Here is a 19,505-nt window from a genome sequence, read left to right on the forward strand (position 1 = left end):
AGAATAGGGTATTGCCTGCCTATGACGCAGCCGCCGCCCCGATGTTTTGTGGGCTGCTACTTCAGCAGCGCCTGCACCACGGGCAGCGCCCGGGCGGCCCACTGCTGCATCTGCTGGCCAGTGTAGTGCAAGCCATCACTGGTAAACTGGTGGGCATCGCCGGCTGCGGCGCGGGTAAGGTCGGTAATAGCCACGTAGGCCACGCCGGCGCGCTGGCATTCGGCCTGTGCGGCGGCGTTGAACTGGTCAATTTCGCGGCTAATCTGGCTCTGGTCGCGGTCGTGGGCAAAGGGCGTCTGGCCCCAATCGGGGATGCTGAGCACTACTACGTGGTGCACGCTGCCGCCCGCAAAGTTTATTGCCGTAGCCAGCAGCTGGCGAAACTCAATGCGGTATAGCTCCAGGCTTTGCCCCCGATACTGGTTATTAACACCGATGAGCAGCGACACCAGGCCATAGTCGGTGCGGTGGTTACCACTAGCCTCAATGGCCTGCTGCAGCTCGGCGGTAGTCCAGCCGGTGCGGGCAATGATGTCGGGCTCGGCCAGGGGCAGGCCTTGGGCGCGGGCCAGGCGGGCTAGCTGCACCGGCCAGCGGTCGGCATGGGCGGCCCCTTCGCCGATGGTGTAGGAATCGCCCAGGGCGAGGTACGGAATAGCCGGAGCGGCGGACGCAGCAGAAGACACGGTGACAGGCAACGACTGCGCCCAGGCGCCCGCAGTCAGCAAAAGGGTTAAGAATAGCAAAAATCGCATATAATGCACAAAGGGCGGCGCACCAGCGCGCCGCCCTTCTACTTACGAGCCGGTGGGGCAGCTTGGGCCGGCGGTGCGGCCCCTAGCCGATTGCCTGGGCCAGGTCGTCAATCAGGTCTTCGGCATCCTCAATGCCTACGCTCAGGCGAATGAGCGAATCGCTGAGGCCGGCCTGGCGGCGCTGCTCGGCCGGAATGCTGGCGTGCGTCATGGTGGCGGGGTGGCCGCTCAGGCTCTCGACGCCGCCCAGGCTTTCGGCCAGGGTAAAGAGCTGAAATTTTTCGAGCACCGCGATAGCGTCTTCCTTGTTATCGCCCTTGAGGACGAAGGAAATCATGCCCCCGAAGTCGCGCATCTGCCGGGCCGCCACGGCATGGTTGGGGTGGCTTTCGAAGCCCGGCCAGTACACTTTTTCCACCTTGGGATGCTGGCGCAGGTACTCGGCGATGGCGCGGCCGTTTTCGCAGTGGCGCTGCATGCGCAGGTGCAGGGTTTTGAGGCCGCGCAGCACCAGGAAGCAATCCTGGGGGCCGGGCGTGCCGCCGCAGGCGTTCTGGTAAAAGCTGAGGTCCTTGAGCAGCTGGTCATCGTTGAAAACCAGCGCGCCCATTACCGTATCGGAGTGCCCGGCCATGTACTTGGTGAGCGAGTACACCACGATGTCGGCGCCCAGCGCCAGCGGTTCCTGCAGGTAGGGCGTCGAAAAAGTGTTGTCAACGGCCAGCAGCGCGCCAGCTTCCCTGGCCAGCGCCGCCGCCGCCGCTATATCGATAATGTTGAGCAGCGGATTGGTAGGCGTTTCGACCCAGATGAGCTTAGTCTTGGCCGTTACTTTGGCGCGCACGGCTTCCATATCGCCCATCGGCACGAAGTGGAAGTTGATGCCCAGCGGCGCGTACACCTTGGTCATGATGCGGTAGCTACCACCGTAGAGGTCGTCGGTCGAAATCACCTCGTCGCCGGGCTTAAGCAGCCGCAGCACGCAGTCGATGGCCGCCATGCCCGAGGCGAAGGCCAGGCCGTGCTTACCGTTGTCGAGAGCCGCCAGGGCATCCTGAAGCTGGGTGCGCGTGGGATTGTGGGTACGCGAATACTCGTAGCCCTTGTTATCGCCCGGCGAGCGCTGGGCGTAGGTGGAGGTTTGGTAGATAGGCGTCATGATGGCCCCGGTTTCGGGGTCGGGGTGCACGCCGGCGTGAATGGCTTTGGTGGCAAATTTCATAGGTGGGCAGGGAAACGGAGGCAGCAGCAGTCGCCGCTCAGGCAAAGGTCGGCGCTCAGCGGCAAACAAGCGGAGGGCGTAACTTGGGGCCCGACTCTGCCCTGCTGCTAATGGCTTTCCTACGTGAGCTTTTCCAAAAAAACTTTTCTACCTTCCTCACGATGGGGCTCCTGCTGGCTGTGCCGCTACTGGGGTCGGCCTCCGTGCTGGGGCTACTCTACGAGCGGCAGTCGCTGCTGCATAGCCTGAGCGCGGGCCAGAGTCTGCTGTATTTTCTGGTGGTTGCCCTCACCATGGCCACGGCGCTCACGCCTACCACCTTCGTTGCTATCATTACGGGCTATTATTTCGGCTGGAGCGGCCTGCCAGGCATGGTGATGGCCTACGCGCTGGCTTCCGCCATCGGCTATGAGCTGGCTCGCCGTCTTGACCACGGCAAGCTGCGCGACTTTCTGCATCATTTCCCCAAAGCCGACGCCGTACTCGACGAGCTGCAAAGCCAGAGCTGGTCGCTCATTATTCTGACGCGGCTCTCCCCGGTGCTGCCCTTTGCGCTCATGACCTTCGTACTGGCTATTGTGGGCGTGGCGCGCCGTCGATTTCTGGTAGCTTCGGTGGTAGGTATGCTCCCACGCAGCCTTTTTTTCTACTGGCTTGGCACCAAGGCTCAGGATGTCTTAATGCTGCTGCGCGACCCCGACGAGGGTACACTCAGCAAACTGGTGCTGCTGGGCCTGGTAGCCGCCTCCCTGTTTGGCCTGTTTATAGTATTCAACCAGGCCTTGCAGCGGGTGTTGCGGCGCAGCACCCCGGCCAGCTAATATTTTCGCCCTGATTATTACCCAATTGCTGCGCTGCAAGCTGTTTTTTAGCCAAAAATATCGCGGCGAATTTGGGCAGGCGAAAAATTTCTTCCTACCTTTGCAGTCCCAACACGGGAAATTGGTTGTATAGCTCAATTGGATAGAGCATCTGACTACGAATCAGAAGGTTTAAGGTTCGACTCCTTATACGACCACGAAAAAGGCCCTCACAGCAATGTGAGGGCCTTTTTTTTATTAGTTGGCGTAAGATTTTTAGCGAATAGATTGCCGCTTTCGTCTCTATACGCTCAAACTGCCTGAGTCAAAAAATACCTGCCTAGGAACCAGCCTCGCAGCTACACGCTTATCATACTTTTGTAGCGACTCTCAAGCTACAGCTAGCAGTAGCTACCGCACTCGTTAGTGGCAAAGACTAAACTTTCAGCCTGTTGCGCTCCAACTACCTTCGTTCAATCTATATAATATTGATTTTATTATATATTATTTTATTTAATACATATTCTAATTGACATGATTGTAGAAGTTCATCTTAGCAGCCCGCCTTCCAGGCTGCAAGCTGCCTGGAAGCTCCGGCCCTGGCTTTATGGCCGCGGGCGACTATTACTCTTCGAAGCCACTGCTGTCGTAGGTTAGGTCTTTCGTCAACGCAAGTCCATCACGCTCGGGTATGAACCTTTCCCTACTCTGCACCGCGCCCTGCGCTTATGTTTACTACGACACCTGGAATGACTGGCTGTTCGTGGATTGGTACGGCGAGCTAACCTTACATACTGTGCAGGCGACTTGCCTGGAGCTTGCTAAGTGCTTTCTGTTAAACTCTTACCCCCGCGTTCTTAACAGCAACCTGCAAATTACGAATGTCGACCGGGAGGTAGCCGCCTGGATGGCCAGCAATTTTATGCCCTATATAGGCTTGGCGGGCATCCGGCAAATGGCCTGGGTGTATGCTCCCTCCGTGCGTGGCCAAGCTATGGCCCATGAAATTATGGCCAGGCTGCCCAACACGACTATTTCGCTGTTCAACGAGATGAGTGAAGCGGTGGCCTGGCTTGAGCAAACCAGGCCGGCTCCCGGCACGGCCAGCAAGACAACCGGGCGGCTGGCTGCTCACTTACAGATAGCGGAGTTAATCAGGGCCTTTCGCCTCAGATTCAACATGTAGCGAGCGCTGAAATTACTACTGGTTTCTTCTAACATCAGCTCTCCGGTTCACTTTACTCAAACCCGCCGCCGGCATCTTCCTGGTCGTTCTTGTTCTTCGTGGGCCTGGCGGCCTGGTTCTGGCCAAAGCGGTAGGCAAAGCCCAGGAAGGCAATGCGCGACTCGCGCTTGAAACGCTGGTCGGTGGCGAAGGCATCGCCATAGGCCGTAGAGTTAAAATGGAGCGTATTGAAGATATCGGCCACGCGCAGCGTAATCGTCCCACGGTCGCCGAGCACGTTGTAGCGGGCGGCAAAGTCGACGTTGAAGTTTGCGCTCCGGGTGCCCTGCGCCGTATTGATGGGCGAGCGGTAGTTGAGCGCCAGCTGCGCGCCGAGCTGCTTGGTGAGGGTGAACGTGTTGTTGAGGCGCGTAGTATACACCTGGCTGGCCGTGTTGATGGGTACCCCGCCCGAGGAGCCCCGAATGAGGCGGCGGAAGGTGGAAGCCGTGACGTTCACCTTCCAGAACTCGGTAAGCGGGCTGGCTCCCACCAGCTCCAGGCCGTAGGAGGTTTCCTGGCCCAGGTTCTGGCGCGTGGTGCTCGTAACCTGGCGGCGGGAAAGCGAGTCGTAGATAACCTGCCGGAACCCCTGGGCGGTATTGGTTTCGAGCCGATAGAAAGCCGTGGCGCTCAGGCTGCGCCCACCCGCAAAAGTCAGCTGGTCGCCCAGCTCTACTGAATGCACGTATTCGGGCAGCAGGTTGGGGTTGCCCGTCACGAGGTTAAACTGGTCGGAGCGGTCGGTGAACGGATTCAGCTCGCCCGCGTCGGGCCGCTGAATGCGCTTGGAGTAGCTCAGCTGCACGCGCTGGTCGTGCGGCAGCTCGTAGGCCAGTACGGCGCTCGGAAAAAGGTCGAAATAATGGTGCGGAACCGGCCTGGCGTTGGTAGCCAGCTGCTGGCCGCTCAGATTAGTTTGCTCGCCGCGCAGGCCCAGCTGGTAGTTGAGCTTGCCCAGCGCATTGGCATAAATGCCGTAGGCCGCCTGCACGTACTGCTTGTAAATGAAACGGTTGGACGGGTCGTAGGGCAGCGCTGGCGTACTACTGAAACGATAGTCGAGGTCGTACTGCCGCAGCGAGCTGCGCGCCCCCAACTCGAAGCGGCTTTTCTCAGTTAGCGGGTGTACATAATCAAGCTGAGCCGTGCCCTGCGTGGTATGGTTGATAGTACGCTGCTGCTGAAGCTGCACCGCGTTATCCACCGCAACGATAGTAGAGCCCACCTGATTATCAGCCAGCAGGGGCGTGTACACGGCGTTGGCCGTGAGCTCGCGGCCCTCGTGCCGGGACCAGGTGCGGCGGTAGTCGAGCGTGACATCGGCCGAGCGGAAGGTGCCATTGGTAGCATTGGTGCGGTGGCTGGTGCCGGCCGGCACCACCTGGCCGCCAGTGGTGAGGTTAAGCTGGCGCGAGTCGAGCGTTTCGTCGTTATAAAGCTGGTTGAAGCGCGGCTGCACGGCCAGCGTCAGGGTCTGCTCGGGGTAAGCGCATAGTCCAGGCCCAGGCGCACCGCGTGCGAGGTCTGGTAATTGACCCCGCTGCGGTCCTGGTGCAGCAGTAGAGTCGTATCGTTGGCCGTGGTAGTTTGGTCGAGCGTGCCGTTGATGCGCCGGCGGTCGCGACGAAAATCATACGAGCCAAAAGCATTCAGCTTGCCTTTGCGGTAGTTAAGGCTAAGGGAGGTATTGTACTTTTCGCCGGTGCCCGCCGTGGCGCTGGCCTGGCCGTTGAGGCCGTCGCGGCGCTCTTTCTTGAGCACGATGTTGAGAATGCCGCCCGCCCCCGAGGCATCGTAGCGCGAGGAAGGGTTGGTAATCACTTCTATGCTCTGAATGCTACTGGCCGGAATCTGGTCCAGGGTCGTGGTCGTGGGCTTGCCATCGATAAAGATGGTAACGCCGCCCGAGCCCCGGATGCTGACGGCCCCGGTCTGGTCTACCGTCACGGAGGGCACGTTTTGCAGCGCGTCGATGGCCGTGCCGCCGGTTATGGTCAGGTCTTTGGTCACGTCTACCACTTTTTTATCGAGGCCGTCGCTCACTACCGGGCGCTCAGCCGTTACGACCACATCGGTGAGCTGGGTAGCGGCCAGCCGCAGCCGCAGCGTACCCAGCGCTAAGGTGGGCGCAGCTGCCGTGAGGGCCACCACCCGGCGGCCGGTGCGGTAGCCAACGGCCGTGGCACGCAGCACATACTGCCCCAGCGGCACCCTGGCCAGCACAAACGCCCCGGTTTCGCTGGCCTGGGTACCGGCCACGAAAGTCGAGTCGCGGCTCCGTAGCAACACCACGCTGGCAAATGAAATGGGCTGCCCGCTCCCTACTTCCTGCAGCGTACCCTGCACGGTGCCAGTTTGCGCATGCGCCGCATTCAACCCACACAATAGCAACAAACTAACAATCCCCAAATGAGACACCGCCCAAACACTCCGTTTCATTGTTTATTTGTTATATATTAAATATATAATATTTCAATTTCTTTTTCACTCTCCATCCTGCCGGTGTCGTAACCAGTAGCTTGGCTGGACGTTAGCCGGCGAAGCCAGTAAGTTCAACCGTCAAAGCTCCGGCTCAATTCTGAGTTCATTTGGACGGGGCCGGTAGCCCGGCCAGCTAGCGCTTGCGGTAGGCCGGGTTGCTGAGCCCACGCGGCACCGGCGCAGGCGCTTCAGAATTACCCCCAAATTGTCGATTAGCTTGCCTCTTATTTGCACGCAAGGTTAGCTTCGCATTCCCGTGTTTATGCGCATCGTAGCACTAGTTTATCTGTTATGCCTGGGCCTGGCGCGGGTGGGGCTGGGGCAGCCTGGGGCACCCGCCGGCCCGGTGCGTGACCTGGCGTTTTATTTAACCCAGGCTCAGCAAAACAGCCCGCTGAGCCGCGATGTGCAAAACCAGGGCCGGGCCATTCAGCTCGAAACCGAGCGGCTGCGGGCTTTTTATACCAAGGCGCAGGGCACGCTGGTTGCCAACTACACGGCGGTGCCCGTATTATCGCTCGACAATGGCCACCCGGTGCTGCGCTATTCGGCCGATGCCAGCAGCACCAAGTACATTGGCTACGACGTAGCGCTCAGCAACGGGGCGCTTTACCAGGGCTATGCCCAACTCACGCAGCCGCTTTTCAATCAGAAGCGGTTTGAGGCGTTTGCCCAGCAAGCGCAGGGCCTGACGCTGAGCCAGCAGAACCTCTCGCGCCTCTCGCTGCACGACCTGGAGAAGCTGGTGGGCGACCAGTACATTCTGTGCCGGCAGGACCTGGACCAGCTGACGTACATCCGTGAGCTGCTCGGCATTCTGGACCGGCAGCGCCTGCTGGTGCGCAAGCTCGTGGAAGCCAGCCTGCTAAAGCAGTCGGACTATGCCCTGCTTAGCATTGAGGTAGAAACCCAGCAGCTGTTTCTGAACACCTACCGCACGGCTTATCACCGCGACCTGCTCGACCTGAATGTGCTGTGCGGGCTGGGCGACACCACGGAGGTGCAGCTGGCCCCGCCCAACCTGCCCCTGCGCCAGCGGACCCTGACCGGGCTGTCGGGCTTTGTGGAGCGCTACCGCCTCGATAGCCTGACGCTGGCCGCCAACCAGCAGGTGTTTGAGCTGCGCTACCGGCCCGTAGTCAATGCCTTCGCCAACGGCGGCCTGGAAGCCGTGTCATTTGCCGATATTCCGCAGCGGTTTGGGGTAAGCGCGGGCCTGAGCTTCAGTATGTTTCTGTTTGATGGCCACCAGCGCCAGCTGAGCCGCGACCGCACCACTGTGCTGCTCGAAACCACCCGCGCGTATCGCCGGAACTTTGCCATCGTTAACCCCGTGCGGCAGGAGCGCCTGCTTTATGAGCTGCGGGCCCTGGAGCAGCGTCAGCGGCTGGCTAATGAGCAGATTGCCAGCTACCGGCAGGTGCTCGACTCGTACAAGCGCGAGGTTATCGCGGGGCAGCTTTCGGTGGTAAACTACGTGCAGGTACTCAAAAACTACGCGGCAGCCGCCCGCGACCTGGTACTGCTGGAAAACAACCGCCTGCTGCTCATAAACGCTTACAACTACTGGACGTGGTAGGCTTACCATTCTTTGCCTAAACACAAAAAAGAACGTCATGCTGAGCTTGTCGAAGCATCTCTACCGCGCCATTGAATAGCCCGGATAGCGGTAGAGTTGCTTCGACAAGCTCAGTCTGACAGACGGATTTCACGGCTTCGTGCCAGTTTGCTCTTGCTTATGCGCACTCGACTTTCATTTTATCTATTCTGCTGCTTACCGGCCATTATCCTCGGCGCCTGCCACGGCGGGGCGGCCCCCGACGATGAAGCGGCCGGCCCCCCACCCCGCGCCCAGGTGCAGGCAGTGCAGGTCAGCACCCAAAACCTGACGCAGTACCGCACCTTCCCGGCTACTTCGACCTACCCGCGCAAAAGCACCGTGACGGCCCCCGTGGCGGCCTACGTTACGGGCGTAAGGGTGCGACTGGGCGACCGCGTGACGGCGGGCCAGGTACTGTTCACCCTCGAAACCAAGGAGCGCCGGGCCCTCGGCGGCTCGGTGCAGCGCATCGACCCTTCGCTCAAGGGCTTCGGTCTGGTAGCGGTAACGGCCCCGGCCAGCGGCATCGTAAGCCTGCTCAACATTCAGCAATCGGGCGATTACTTACTCGAAGGTACTCCTTTGTGTACCGTAGCCGAAAGCAGCCAGCTTGTGTTTCAGCTGAACCTGCCCTACGAGTACCACTCGCTGGCCATGGGTCAGCCCACCTGCACCATCATCCTGCCCGACAGCACGCACCTCACGGGCACGGTGCAGGCCCCGCTGGCCAGCGTCAGCCCCGGCCAGTCAGAAGTATTCCTGGTGCGGCCCAGCAACCCGCCGGGCGTTATCCCCGAAAACCTGATTGTGCAGGTGCGCCTCACTCAGGCCAAGCGGCCCAATGCCCAAACCCTGCCCACGGCCTGCGTGCTGGCCGATGAAACACTGCATAATTTCTGGGTGATGAAGCTGGTCAATGACTCGACGGCGGTAAAAGTCCCGGTGGTGCTGGGGGTGCAGCAGCCGGGCCAGCTTGAAATCAAGAGCCCGACCTTTAACCCGAACGACCGCATCCTGAGCGTGGGCAACTACGGCCTGGCCGACACGGCTAAAGTGAAGCTGGTACGATGAGCGAGCCTACGACTACCAACCCGCCACCGGTGCCGCCCACCCCTGCCGGCCCGGCCCCCATCGGCCCCGCCGACACTACCTATTTTCAGACCTACCGCAAGCCCATTCTGCTGGTGGGCCTGCTCTTGCTGGCCGTGGGCCTGTTTGCGTACTCGCGGATGCAAACGGCGCTGTTTCCGGAAGTTACCTTCCCCAAGATTACGCTCATCGCCGATGCCGGCCAGCAGCCCATCGACCGCATGATGATAACCGTGACCAAGCCGCTGGAAGCCGCCGTGAAGCGGGTGAAAGGCGTAACGGTGGTGAAGAGCAGCACCAGCCGGGGCTCGTGCGTGATTCAGGTATTTCTGAACTGGAACGTGGATGTGTACAGCACCAAATCGCAGCTCGAAAGCCGGGTAAATGAGATAAAAGGCCTGCTGCCTGCGGGCGTCACCATCGCCACCGAGGCCATGAACCAGTCGCTTTTCCCGGTGCTGGGCTACTCCCTGGAAAGCAGCTCGCGCTCGCCCATTGCCCTGCGCGACGCGGCTAACCTGCTGGCCCGGCCCTTGTTTTCGCAGGTATCCGGCGCCTCCAACGTGGTGGTGCGCGGTGGCAAGGCCAAGCAGTTTGTGGTCATTCCGGACCCCGCCCGGCTGGCCGGGCAGCGCGTCACTTCGGCCCAGCTGCAAGCTGCCTTTGCGGCGACCAACTTTGTGCAGTCGGCCGGCAACCTGGCCAGCTTCCGCCGGCTCTACCTCACCCTGGCCGATACCCGCCTGGGCTCGGTCGATGACCTGAAGCACGTGGTTATCCGGGCCGACTCGGGCCGCGTGGTGCGGGTGCAGGACGTGGCGACCGTGGATATTCAGGAGCAGCAGGAATTTGTTATTATCAATGCCAACGGCCACGACGCCGTGCTCATCGACCTGGTGAAGCAGCAGGGCGTCGACCTCACCACTTTTGCCCGCGATGCCCACGCCAAGGCGGCTGAGCTGCGCCGGCTGCTGCCGCCGGGCATGACGCTGAAGCCCTACTACGACCAGTCGGTATTCGTGAGCGACAGCATTGGCAGCGTTATCCACAGCATTGTAGAAGGGCTGGCCCTGGCCATTCTCGTCATGATAGTGTTTCTGCGCTCGTGGCGGGCCAGCCTGGCGGTGCTGCTTACCATTCCGGTTACGGTCTGCTTCACGCTGCTGGTGCTCTACCTGTTTGGCATTACCCTGGATATTATGTCGCTGGGCGCCATCGCCGCGTCGGTAGGGCTGATTATCGACGATGCCATCGTCATCATTGAGCAGATATACAGGGGCCATGAGGAAAACCCGGACTATAGCAACTCACGCGTGGTGCGCGAGGCCATTCGCGGCCTGTTTCCGGCAATGGTAGCATCGTCGCTGAGCACCATCGTCATCCACTTTCCATTCCGGCTGATGAGCGGCCTGGCCGGCAGCTTCTTCAAGGAACTATCAGACACCATGCAGATTACCATGGTCTGCTCGTTTCTGGTAACCTGGCTGCTGCTGCCGGTGCTGCACTTGTTTATCGGCTACCGGGCGGGCAAAAACGCCCACGCTCACAACGCGGCCCAGGAGCAGGCCAACAAGCTCAGCTGGCTCACCAACCTGTTTGCCCGGCCGCTGCTGGCGCTGGTGCTGCTGCTGGGGCTGGGGGCAGGCGCCTACCTAGCCGCCGGCCGCCTCGAAACCGGCTTCCTGCCCGACCTCGACGAGGGTACCATTGTGCTCGACTACCACGCCCCGCCCGGCACCAGCCAGGCCGAAACCGACCGCATGCTGCGCCAGGTAGAGCGCGATATTATTACCAAGCACCCCGAAATTGAAAGCTATTCGCGACGCACCGGCATCGGGCTGGCCTTCGATACCCGGCCGCCCGAGTACGGCGACTATTCCATTCAGCTGAAGCGCGACCACAAGCTGAGCACGCCCGAGGTTATTGCCCAGCTGCGCCAGCGCATTGAAGCCACCCAGCCGGCGCTGACGGTAGATTTTGGCCAGCGCATCTCCGACCTGCTCGGCGATTTGATGAGCTCGTCCAAGCCTATTGAAATCAAGCTGTTCGGCGACGACCAGGCCACCCTCGAAAAACTCTCGCAGCAAACGGGCAAAGTACTGGCGAAAGTGCCCGGCGTGGCCGACATCAACGACGGCCTGGTGCCCTCGGGGCCCAGCATCGTCTTTCGGCCCGACGTAGCCAAGCTCGCGCTCTACGGCCTTACCCCGCTCGACTTTCAGGCCCAGCTCAGCAACCTGGTGGGCGGCCAGCTGCTGGGCAACGGCACAACCCAGGCCAGCATTTCACCGGCCCAGGCGGGCTCGCTCGGGGCATTCAGGTGGGCCAGGTGCAGGATGGCGAGCAGATGCGCCAGGTGCTGCTGCGCTTCGTCGACTTCAAGCAGAACAGCCTGGCCCAGCTGCAAAAGCAGGTTATCTTCCTGCCCAGCGGCAGTCCCCGGCCCCTGCCCTTCTTTGCTACTATCGACGTGGAGCCCGGCAACGTGGAGCTGCGGCGCGAAGACCTGAAGTCGGTAGCTGTGCTCACCGCCCGCCTCGACGGGCGCGACCTGGGCTCGGCCGTGCAGGCCATCCGGCAGCAGGTGAGCCGGCAGATAACCCTGCCGCCGGGCTATACCATCGTGTACGGCGGGGCCTATGCCGAGCAGCAGTCGTCGTTTCGCGAGCTGGAGCTGATTTTGCTCACGGCCAGCATGCTGGTGTTCGCGGTGCTGCTCTTTCTGTTTCGGGAGTGGCTGATAGCCGTGCTCGTGCTCTTTATCTCGGTGATGGGTATCACGGGCTGCCTGCTGGGCTTGTTCTTCGCCGGTATTCCGCTCAACGTGAGCAGCTACACGGGCATTATCATGATAGTGGGCATAATCGCAGAAAATGCTATATTTACGGTGCATCAGTTCTACGACTCGCTGCGCGAAACCGGCGACGTGGACACGGCCATTCGCTACGCCATTGCCCTGCGCATCCGGCCCAAGCTGATGACGGCCATCGGGGCTATTCTGGCGCTTTCGCCGCTGGCGCTGGGCATTGGCCTGGGGGCCCAGATGCAGCAGCCGCTGGCCGTGGCCGTGATTGGCGGCTTCCTGGTGGCGCTGCCCATGCTGCTGTTTGTGCTGCCCACCGGCATGCGCCTGATTTATCATCGTCGCAACGCCGCCCAGGAGCTGGCGGAGCGCGGCTAGCACGCCTACCTGCCCGACGACATTTACGCTTTAGATACGAGGCCGTTGACGAGTAAACAGAAAAGCCCTTCGGTATAAAACACCGAAGGGCTTTTTTACTTCCAGAACCTGCTGTTGCTTATTTGCCATACTCCAGCACCCGGAACGTGCCGGGCACGATGCTGGGCCGCGGGTGCGGGTTTTCGGTAGTGGCGGCCGGCGCGGGGCCGTAATCGGCGGTGCAGGTGAAGATATGGTGCGAAACCGGGTTCAGGGAAATGGTGCGGGCTCCCTTTTGGGTGGGCACGTTGGCCACCACAGTGTATTTAGTCGGCGAGTCCTGGTGAATGACGGTGAACGTGCCCGACCCGTTGGAGGTCACAATATTTTGGGTGGCGGGGTCAAATACGGCCCCGTCGACCCCGGCCCCAATGGGCAGCACGGCGATTTGCTTGCCGGTCTTGCTGTCGGTGACGATGAGTTTCTCGTTGTGGCAGGCGCTGAACAGCCGGTTATTTTTGGGGTCGAAGCCCAGGCCGGTGGGCTCTTCGCCGGGGGCCAGCTTGTGGCGCAGGCGCACCGCCAGGGTTTTGGCGTCGAACTCAATCACCTCGCTCTTATCTTCGACGTTGGCGAAGATGTGGCCTTTGCCATCGGTGGCCGGCGCTTCGATATCGCCCTCCAGCTCGGCAGTACCTTCTACTGCGCCGGTGGTGGCGTTGAGCACGGTGCTTTTGCCGCCGTTGTTGCTAAACAAAAACACGCGCTTGGAAAAGGCGTCGTAGAGCAAGGCATCGGGCTTGGGCCCGGTCGGAATGGGCTCACCAATGGGTTTGAAGGTAGTAAGGTCAAATACCACGCAGGTATTGTTGCGGCCGCAGGTAATATAGCCGCGGTTTGCGCTGGGCACCACGTCGATGCCGTGTACGCCGGGCGTATTGGCGATGGTACCGATAACCTTGCGCGTGGCCAGGTCTACCACCTCCACCTGGGTCCCGTGCGAGAGATACAGGCGCTTGCCGGCGGGGTCTACGTTCAGGTAATCCCAGCCGCCCTCCCCACCAATGGGGATGGTATTGAGCAGGCGATAGGGTGCCGGGCCAGCGGCGGCCGGCGCAGTTTGGGCCAGGGCTGCACCACTGACGAGGCTAAACGCTAGCGGAGCGGCGAGCAGTAGATATTTCATGCGTTCGGGTTGGAAAAGAAATTTTAGACCAAGTTGAGCCACAACTCTGTAGAGAAGTTGAAGGACCAGCTGGAAGCAAGCACCTGTCGCCAGGCTAGGATTTCATAGTTCGGACTCCAGGTCAGCGCACATGGCTTATGCTTGGGGGCGCCTCACGGGCCCTTTGAGACTGGCCTCTTCCGAAAAGCAAGGCGCATCTTCCTTAAGAGCTGATAAGTTAGCTCCTATCACGGTGCCCGAATGGCAGCTCACCGGAATCTGAACGAACTGCCGGCTATCCGGCTTTGGCCTACTGGCTGCCAGCGGGCTGGCCGAGCCCAAGCAGCACCTGCTCCGTCAGGGCGCACTGCTGCTGATGCGAGTAACGGGCCAGTACGTGGGCTTTTGCCTGGCGGCCCAGCCGGGCCGCCAGGTCAGGGGATTGCAGCAAGCGCTCGATAGCCGCGTTCAACGCCTCTGCATTATGCAGCGGGAATAGCAAGCCGGTTTGGCCGTCATCCACCAGCTCGAGGGTGCCGCCGGTGGCGCAGGCCACCACCGGCAGGCCGGTGGCCTGCGCCTCCAGGGTCACCATGCCGTAGGTTTCGTTGGTAGAAGCTACCAGGGCAATATCAAGCGCCCGGTAAGCTACTTCGGGCTGCAAGGTAAATGGCCGCACGTGTACCACCTGGCTCAGACGCAGGCGCCTGATGCGGGCGAGCACGCGGTTTTTATAGCCATTGCCTTCGTTCAACGTCGACTCGCCCACCAGCAGCAGCTGCAGCTGCGGGTACTGCTGGCGCAGGCGGGCCAATGCCTTTACCACAAATTTCTGGCCCTTGCCCCGGTCGAAGCGCCCAATGAGCCCGAGCAGCACGGTGCCCGGCGCGAGCGACAAACCCAGCTGAGCGCGGGCTTCGGCCTGCGTGAGTGACGAATAGGCAAACTTTTTCAGCTCAATGCCCAGCGGCACTACGTGCAGCCGGGTGGCCGGCAGCCGGGTTTTGGTGAGCACCTGCCGGGCCAGCCCTGGCAAGGGCGTCAGCCACGCATCAAGGGCCCGGTAGCGCAGCGTATGGATGAGGCCGCGCTTGGCTATTCCCAGCTGCATGTGCTGCTGATAAACCAGGCGCAGGGAGGGAACCCAGCATTTCTTGCAGAGCACCGCCAGGCCCAGGTCGCCGTTGCGCGTCACCACCAGCGACTGGGTGCCAAAGTGGCGCAGCACCTCGGCCAACTGCCGCGCGGCCACTATATCCACTGCTTTTAAGCGGTTGCGCAGCACCACCACCGGCAAATTCAGCTCCTGGGCCCGCGCCGCCATAGGCGAATCGGGCAGGGTAATGAGCTGCACAGCCCACCCCCGCTGTTGCATCCACCCGGCGAAGCGCACCGTATTCAGCTCCAGGCCGCCCCAACTTCTCGACAGGCACAGCAGCGAAAGCGCAAATCCGCCGGTGGAAACAGCGACCCGCTCGACAGTAGCAGCAACAGCGTTCATAGCAACCTTTTTCACTAGCCAACCAACCATCCAAGGCAACCGAAAACAGGCTGGCACTCTGTTTTACAAGCTGTATTTCCTCTGTAGCCCGTGCCTTCAGCCTTTGCTCGCGTCTTAAATCATCAGCAAATTAGCCTGCCTCATGCCCGTTACGGATTAACCAGACGGGTTTCATCGACTAACATTGGTATTGTATCGACCACCAGCCTGGCGGCCGCTTACTGTTCCGACCGGACAGCAGGATACTTCATTTTGCCTTCAGCCTGGCGCTGTGCCAAGCCTCTGAATTCTGGTTTGTCGGCGGGCTGCTGGGCCCTGGCCGCAGGTTTAGCCACTGTCAACTTACCGATACCCGCCCCAGCACCCCGCTACCTGGCCGAAGGCCGCCGCCCTTGCCCGCAAAAAGCAGAAAAGCCCTGCCCTGCTCAAAACAACTTGGGAGTAAAGCGCTTTTGCCTCAGAAGCTTATCCGGCCCACCACTGGTAAGTTCTTAAGCTATTTCGCTGCCGCCAGCCGCAGCAGCGGCCCCTGAGGTTTCTCCCGCGCCGGACCGGCCGTATCTTTGTACTCATTCTAAATATTAATGCCTTTTTGCCTGAATGTCTGCTGTAATTTCCACTGATATCTGCATCATCGGGGCGGGCCCCGTGGGGCTGTTTGCCGTATTTGAAGCCGGCTTGCTGAAGCTGCGCTGCCACGTAGTAGATGCGCTGCCCCAGCCGGGCGGGCAGCTTTCGGAGATATATCCAAAAAAGCCTATATACGACATTCCGGGCTTCCCCGAGATTCTGGCCGGCGATTTGGTCGATAATCTGCTGAAGCAGATTGCGCCCTTCCACCCCACTTTCACGCTGGGCGAGCGGGTCGAGCGCTTCGCCAAACTCGACGACGGCTCGTTTCAGCTTTACACCACCGATGGCACCGAGATTCAGTGCAAGGCGGTGGCCATCGCGGGCGGGCTGGGCTCGTTTGAGCCGCGCAAGCCGGCCGTCGAAAACCTCGAGCGCTTCGAGGGCGGTAAGGGGGTGCACTACATGGTGCGCGACCCCGAGCACTTCCGGGATAAGAAAATCGTGATTGCGGGCGGCGGCGACTCGGCCCTCGACTGGACCAACTTCCTGGCCAACGTGGCTGCCGATGTGACGCTCGTGCATCGCGGCACCACCTTTCGCGGCGCGGCCGACTCGGCCGAAAAGGTCAAAAACCTGCACGAAGCCGGTAAAATCAAGCTCGTGCTCAGCTCCAACGTAACGCACCTGCACGGCAATGGCCACTTGGAGCAGGTTACCATCACCGGCAACGATGGCCGCACCGAAACGGTGCCGCTCGATGCCTTCGTGCCGCTCTTTGGCCTCACGCCCAAGCTCGGGCCAATCGGCGACTGGGGCCTGGCCCTCGACAACGATGCCGTAGTGGTTGATACTGTGGATTACAGCACCTCCCTGCCCGGAGTATATGCTATTGGCGATATTAACACCTATCCCGGCAAGCTCAAGCTCATTCTGTGCGGCTTTCACGAGGCGGCACTTATGTGCCAGGGCGCGTTTAAGTACATCTACCCCGATAAGAAATACACCCTCAAGTACACCACCGTCAACGGGGCACCATCCCTTTAAGGAAGTTAAAAGGTAAGAGCTAAGATTTGGGCCGATTGTGCTCATTCTTGACTATTACCTTTTAACTCATATCCTCTTTATGTCTGACATCCGCATTTACGTGGAGGAAGCGCCCGGCCAGCGGCGCGAGCTGCCCGCGCCCACCGATATGGGCCTGAGCCTGATGGAATTGCTCAAAGCCAGCGACTATCCTATTCAGGCTACCTGCGGCGGCATGGCGCTGTGCGCCACCTGCCACGTCGAGATTCTGGCTGGCCCGCCCCTGCCCGAGCCCAGCGACGACGAGTGGGCCATGCTCGATACCCTGCCCCAGCTGCACGAAACCAGCCGCCTGAGCTGCCAGATTCGCCTGGCACCCAACCTCGACGGGCTGGTAGTGCGCGTGGCCGAGCCGGCCTGACGGCTGCTTTAAAACGGGTTCCCAGCATTAGTTACGCAGGCGCCGCGGCGCATTTCGTCAGCATCCGGCCTTGGGTGCCTGACGAAATGCGCCGCGGCGCGTCTTGCAATCGTTGCCATAAGGCTGGCGTGGCTATTGCTGCATTGCCCTACCGCTGACATTCTTACCTCCGCTCTCTAATATGAAACTCTTTTCGCTGCTCTGGCTGGCCACCTTACCTGCCGTTGCCCAAACGCCGGCTCACGACGTAGCCTGGTACACCCAGCATGCGCCTTTTACCATGCCGGCCGTGCCCGACCCGGCTATTCCGGCCCACACCGTTTCTATTAAGGAATTTGGTGGGGTAGCCGATGGCAAAACCCTGAATACTGAGGCGTTTGCCAAGGCCATTGCGGCGTGTGCCCAGGCGGGCGGCGGCCACGTAGTGGTGCCGGCCGGCACGTGGCTCACCGGCCCCATTGAGCTGCGAAGCAACATCGACCTGCATACCGAAGCCGGCACGAAGGTCTTGTTTACGCCCGACCGCACGCAGTACCCGCTGCAAGCGGCCGGCCGGGGCCAGTATGAGGTGACGCCGCCCCTCTGGGGCACCAGGCTGGAGAACGTGTCCATCACCGGGCCGGGCGTGTTCGACGGCTCGGGCGAGGCGTGGCGGCCCTTGAAGAAAGGCAAGGTTTCGGCCGGCGAGTGGGACCGCGTGGTGCACTCGGGAGGCGTGCTCAGCGCCGATGGTAAAATCTGGTGGCCCAGCCGCGAGGCCATGGGCGGCGAGGCATTGCTCAAAAAGCTCAAAAACAAGCCCGATGCCACCGAAGCCGACTACCTCCCGGCCCGCGACTTTCTGCGGCCCAAAATGGTGGCCATTACCAATACCAAAAACCTGCTGCTCGACGGGCCGACGTTTCGCAACTCGCCCATGTTCGTAATTAACCCGAAGGGCATTACCAACCTTATCATTCGCAACGTGCAGGTGCACAACGACTACTGGGCCCAGAACGGCGATGGCATCGACATCAGCGCCAGCCATAATGTAATTATTTATCACTGCACCGTGAGTGCCGGCGACGACGGCATCTGCATGAAGTCGAGCGGTAATAATGCGCCCGATGACCCGGCGTTAACTAATGTTCTCATTGCCGACTGCACCGTGCTGCAAGGCCACGGCGGCTTCGTGGTGGGCAGCAACACCGACGGCGGCATGCGCAACATCTGGGTGACGGACTGCCGCTTTATGGGGACCGACATTGGCGTGCGCGTGAAAAGCAATGCCGGCCGCGGCGGACTGGTACGCGATATCTACGTCGATAACATTGCCATGACGAATATTCTGCACGAGGCGGTGCTGTTCGATACGTATTACGAAGACGTGCCCGCCGGCAAGGCAAAAGGCAGTGGCATGCCCACGGAGGCAACCAAAGTTCCTGATTTTCAGAACTTCTTCCTGCGCGACATCACCTGTAAAGGCGCCGAAACGGCCCTGTTTTTTCGGGGGCTGCCCCAGCAGCCGGTCCACGATATTCACTTCGATAATGTAAGTATCGAAGCTACCAAAGGGGTAGTAGCCGACGATATCCGCAACATCGCGTTCAAGAATGTACGCCTGACGACCGTCGACCAGCCCGCCATTCCGGCCGCAGCTGCCAAAAATATCACTATAGCGCAGTAGAGTATTCGTCGTTCGTTACTCGTTACTAGTTATTCATTTTTCGTCGTCAGCATAACGAAAAATGAGTAACGAACGACAAATCAAGAAATTAAAAAAGGCCCGGCAGATTGTCGGGCCTTTTTTAATATAGCTTTTATATATGAATTAGCGGCGGTGCTTATGCTTAGCTGACGACTTATGCTTACTTGCTGACGACTTGTGCTTGGCTTTCGTCTTGGTCTTTTTCTCGCTGGTATGGTGGTGAGCTGACTTTCTGGTAGACTCCTTTTTGCTCTTGCTTTTACTCTTATGAGAAGCAGCTTTTTTACTGCTGTGATGCGAGCTGGACTTTTCGGCGCTGTGATGCTTGCTATGGCTGCTCTTGCTAGTGTGGCTGCTATGGCGGGCAGCCCGGCGCTCGGCGCGGGCTTCGGCGGCGCGCTCCTCGCGGCGGGCAGCCAGCCAGGCGGCATGGCGGGCCGCCCGCGACCGGGAGTGGCTGGCCGACTCGTGAGCGGGCGAAGCGACTTCCTCGGTGCGCGGGTCGGTAGGGGCTTCGTTGTAGTGAGCAGTAGCGTCCGACTCGGGAGCGGCGGTGCTCAGCTGCTCGGCCGAGGCCGTGGGCTTGGAGAGCGCTTCGGCCTTTTTGCGGCGCACCGGCATCAGGAAGTCGCGCTCGGCGCGCTCACGGGTGCTGAGGTTTTCTTCGCCGGGCAGCTTGGTTACAACGGGCGCCTTTTCAGCTTGCGCCCAGGCCGCTGACGTGGTCAGCGATAAGGCAATTAAAACAACTAGCTTCCTCATCAATAACTTACTGAATAATTTAGAAGAACAAAAATACG

15 protein-coding genes, 1 tRNA gene and 1 pseudogene are annotated in these 19,505 nt (G+C 60.4%); 10 read left to right on the forward strand and 7 right to left on the reverse strand.

The features are described 5' to 3' along the window. Window positions 1-56: 56 nt before the first annotated feature. Together F6X24_RS00570 and F6X24_RS00575 are read right to left on the reverse strand one after the other, a co-directional pair. Window positions 57-686, reverse strand: coding sequence for an SGNH/GDSL hydrolase family protein (locus F6X24_RS00570; protein ID WP_229725260.1), 630 nt, complete (start codon window positions 684-686; stop codon window positions 57-59). A gap of 151 nt (window positions 687-837) precedes the next feature. Continuing rightward, entirely contained in the window at window positions 838-1,977 is a 1,140-nt protein-coding gene (locus F6X24_RS00575) for a cystathionine gamma-synthase (protein WP_151085780.1), read from the reverse strand. A gap of 161 nt (window positions 1,978-2,138) precedes the next feature. Here F6X24_RS00575 and F6X24_RS00580 point away from each other — a divergent pair, with 161 nt between their 5' ends. The 3 genes from F6X24_RS00580 to F6X24_RS00590 all read left to right on the forward strand — a co-directional run bounded on the left by F6X24_RS00580 (window position 2,139) and on the right by F6X24_RS00590 (window position 3,963). Next, the gene (locus tag F6X24_RS00580) at window positions 2,139-2,798 is read left to right on the forward strand and encodes a TVP38/TMEM64 family protein (protein ID WP_229725262.1); all 660 of its coding nucleotides are present in this window, start codon (window positions 2,139-2,141) and stop codon (window positions 2,796-2,798) included. A gap of 123 nt (window positions 2,799-2,921) precedes the next feature. After that, a tRNA-Arg gene (locus F6X24_RS00585) sits at window positions 2,922-2,995 on the forward strand. 473 nt (window positions 2,996-3,468) lie between these two features. Next, on the forward strand, window positions 3,469-3,963 hold the full coding sequence (locus tag F6X24_RS00590; protein ID WP_151085782.1) for a hypothetical protein: 495 nt from the start codon (window positions 3,469-3,471) through the stop codon (window positions 3,961-3,963). A 52-nt stretch (window positions 3,964-4,015) separates the two neighbouring features. On the opposite strand, the gene F6X24_RS00595 is transcribed toward F6X24_RS00590, so the two are convergent. Together F6X24_RS00595 and F6X24_RS00600 are read right to left on the reverse strand one after the other, a co-directional pair. After that, window positions 4,016-5,464, reverse strand: coding sequence for an outer membrane beta-barrel family protein (locus tag F6X24_RS00595; RefSeq protein WP_191906391.1), 1,449 nt, complete (start codon window positions 5,462-5,464; stop codon window positions 4,016-4,018). 8 nt (window positions 5,465-5,472) lie between these two features. Beyond that, window positions 5,473-6,351, reverse strand: a complete 879-nt coding sequence (locus tag F6X24_RS00600; RefSeq protein ID WP_191906392.1) for a TonB-dependent receptor plug domain-containing protein — start codon at window positions 6,349-6,351, stop codon at window positions 5,473-5,475. A gap of 397 nt (window positions 6,352-6,748) precedes the next feature. Between F6X24_RS00600 and F6X24_RS00605 the strand changes: the two genes are divergently transcribed. From F6X24_RS00605 to F6X24_RS19260, 4 genes and pseudogenes are all read left to right on the forward strand, one after another. Next, complete coding sequence (locus F6X24_RS00605; RefSeq protein ID WP_151085785.1) at window positions 6,749-8,065, forward strand: TolC family protein; 1,317 nt, start codon at window positions 6,749-6,751, stop codon at window positions 8,063-8,065. A 159-nt stretch (window positions 8,066-8,224) separates the two neighbouring features. Then, the gene (locus F6X24_RS00610) at window positions 8,225-9,157 is read left to right on the forward strand and encodes an efflux RND transporter periplasmic adaptor subunit (protein WP_151085786.1); all 933 of its coding nucleotides are present in this window, start codon (window positions 8,225-8,227) and stop codon (window positions 9,155-9,157) included. Window positions 9,158-9,315: 158 nt separating this feature from the next. After that, a pseudogene (locus F6X24_RS00615) lies at window positions 9,316-11,361 on the forward strand (efflux RND transporter permease subunit); the annotation flags it as partial. A 161-nt stretch (window positions 11,362-11,522) separates the two neighbouring features. Then, window positions 11,523-12,356: an efflux RND transporter permease subunit gene (locus F6X24_RS19260; RefSeq protein ID WP_262714509.1), complete on the forward strand. Its 834-nt coding sequence runs from the start codon at window positions 11,523-11,525 to the stop codon at window positions 12,354-12,356. A 118-nt stretch (window positions 12,357-12,474) separates the two neighbouring features. Here F6X24_RS19260 and F6X24_RS00620 read toward each other — a convergent pair whose 3' ends face one another. Together F6X24_RS00620 and F6X24_RS00625 are read right to left on the reverse strand one after the other, a co-directional pair. Further along, the gene (locus F6X24_RS00620; RefSeq protein ID WP_151085787.1) at window positions 12,475-13,521 is read right to left on the reverse strand and encodes a YncE family protein; all 1,047 of its coding nucleotides are present in this window, start codon (window positions 13,519-13,521) and stop codon (window positions 12,475-12,477) included. A gap of 289 nt (window positions 13,522-13,810) precedes the next feature. Further along, the gene (locus tag F6X24_RS00625) at window positions 13,811-15,001 is read right to left on the reverse strand and encodes a glycosyltransferase family 4 protein (protein ID WP_191906393.1); all 1,191 of its coding nucleotides are present in this window, start codon (window positions 14,999-15,001) and stop codon (window positions 13,811-13,813) included. A 600-nt stretch (window positions 15,002-15,601) separates the two neighbouring features. Between F6X24_RS00625 and F6X24_RS00630 the strand changes: the two genes are divergently transcribed. From F6X24_RS00630 to F6X24_RS00640, 3 genes are all read left to right on the forward strand, one after another. After that, complete coding sequence (locus F6X24_RS00630; protein ID WP_151085789.1) at window positions 15,602-16,618, forward strand: NAD(P)/FAD-dependent oxidoreductase; 1,017 nt, start codon at window positions 15,602-15,604, stop codon at window positions 16,616-16,618. A gap of 79 nt (window positions 16,619-16,697) precedes the next feature. Continuing rightward, window positions 16,698-17,018 (forward strand): 2Fe-2S iron-sulfur cluster-binding protein, encoded by a 321-nt coding sequence (locus F6X24_RS00635; protein ID WP_151085790.1) that lies wholly within the window; start codon window positions 16,698-16,700, stop codon window positions 17,016-17,018. 181 nt (window positions 17,019-17,199) lie between these two features. Then, window positions 17,200-18,684 (forward strand): glycoside hydrolase family 28 protein, encoded by a 1,485-nt coding sequence (locus F6X24_RS00640; RefSeq protein ID WP_151085791.1) that lies wholly within the window; start codon window positions 17,200-17,202, stop codon window positions 18,682-18,684. Between the two features lie 144 nt (window positions 18,685-18,828). Here F6X24_RS00640 and F6X24_RS00645 read toward each other — a convergent pair whose 3' ends face one another. Then, the gene (locus tag F6X24_RS00645; protein ID WP_151085792.1) at window positions 18,829-19,467 is read right to left on the reverse strand and encodes a hypothetical protein; all 639 of its coding nucleotides are present in this window, start codon (window positions 19,465-19,467) and stop codon (window positions 18,829-18,831) included. Between the last annotated feature and the right edge of the window lie 38 nt (window positions 19,468-19,505).

The sequence above is a fragment of the Hymenobacter baengnokdamensis genome (assembly GCF_008728635.1).
GTDB lineage: Bacteria > Bacteroidota > Bacteroidia > Cytophagales > Hymenobacteraceae > Hymenobacter > Hymenobacter baengnokdamensis.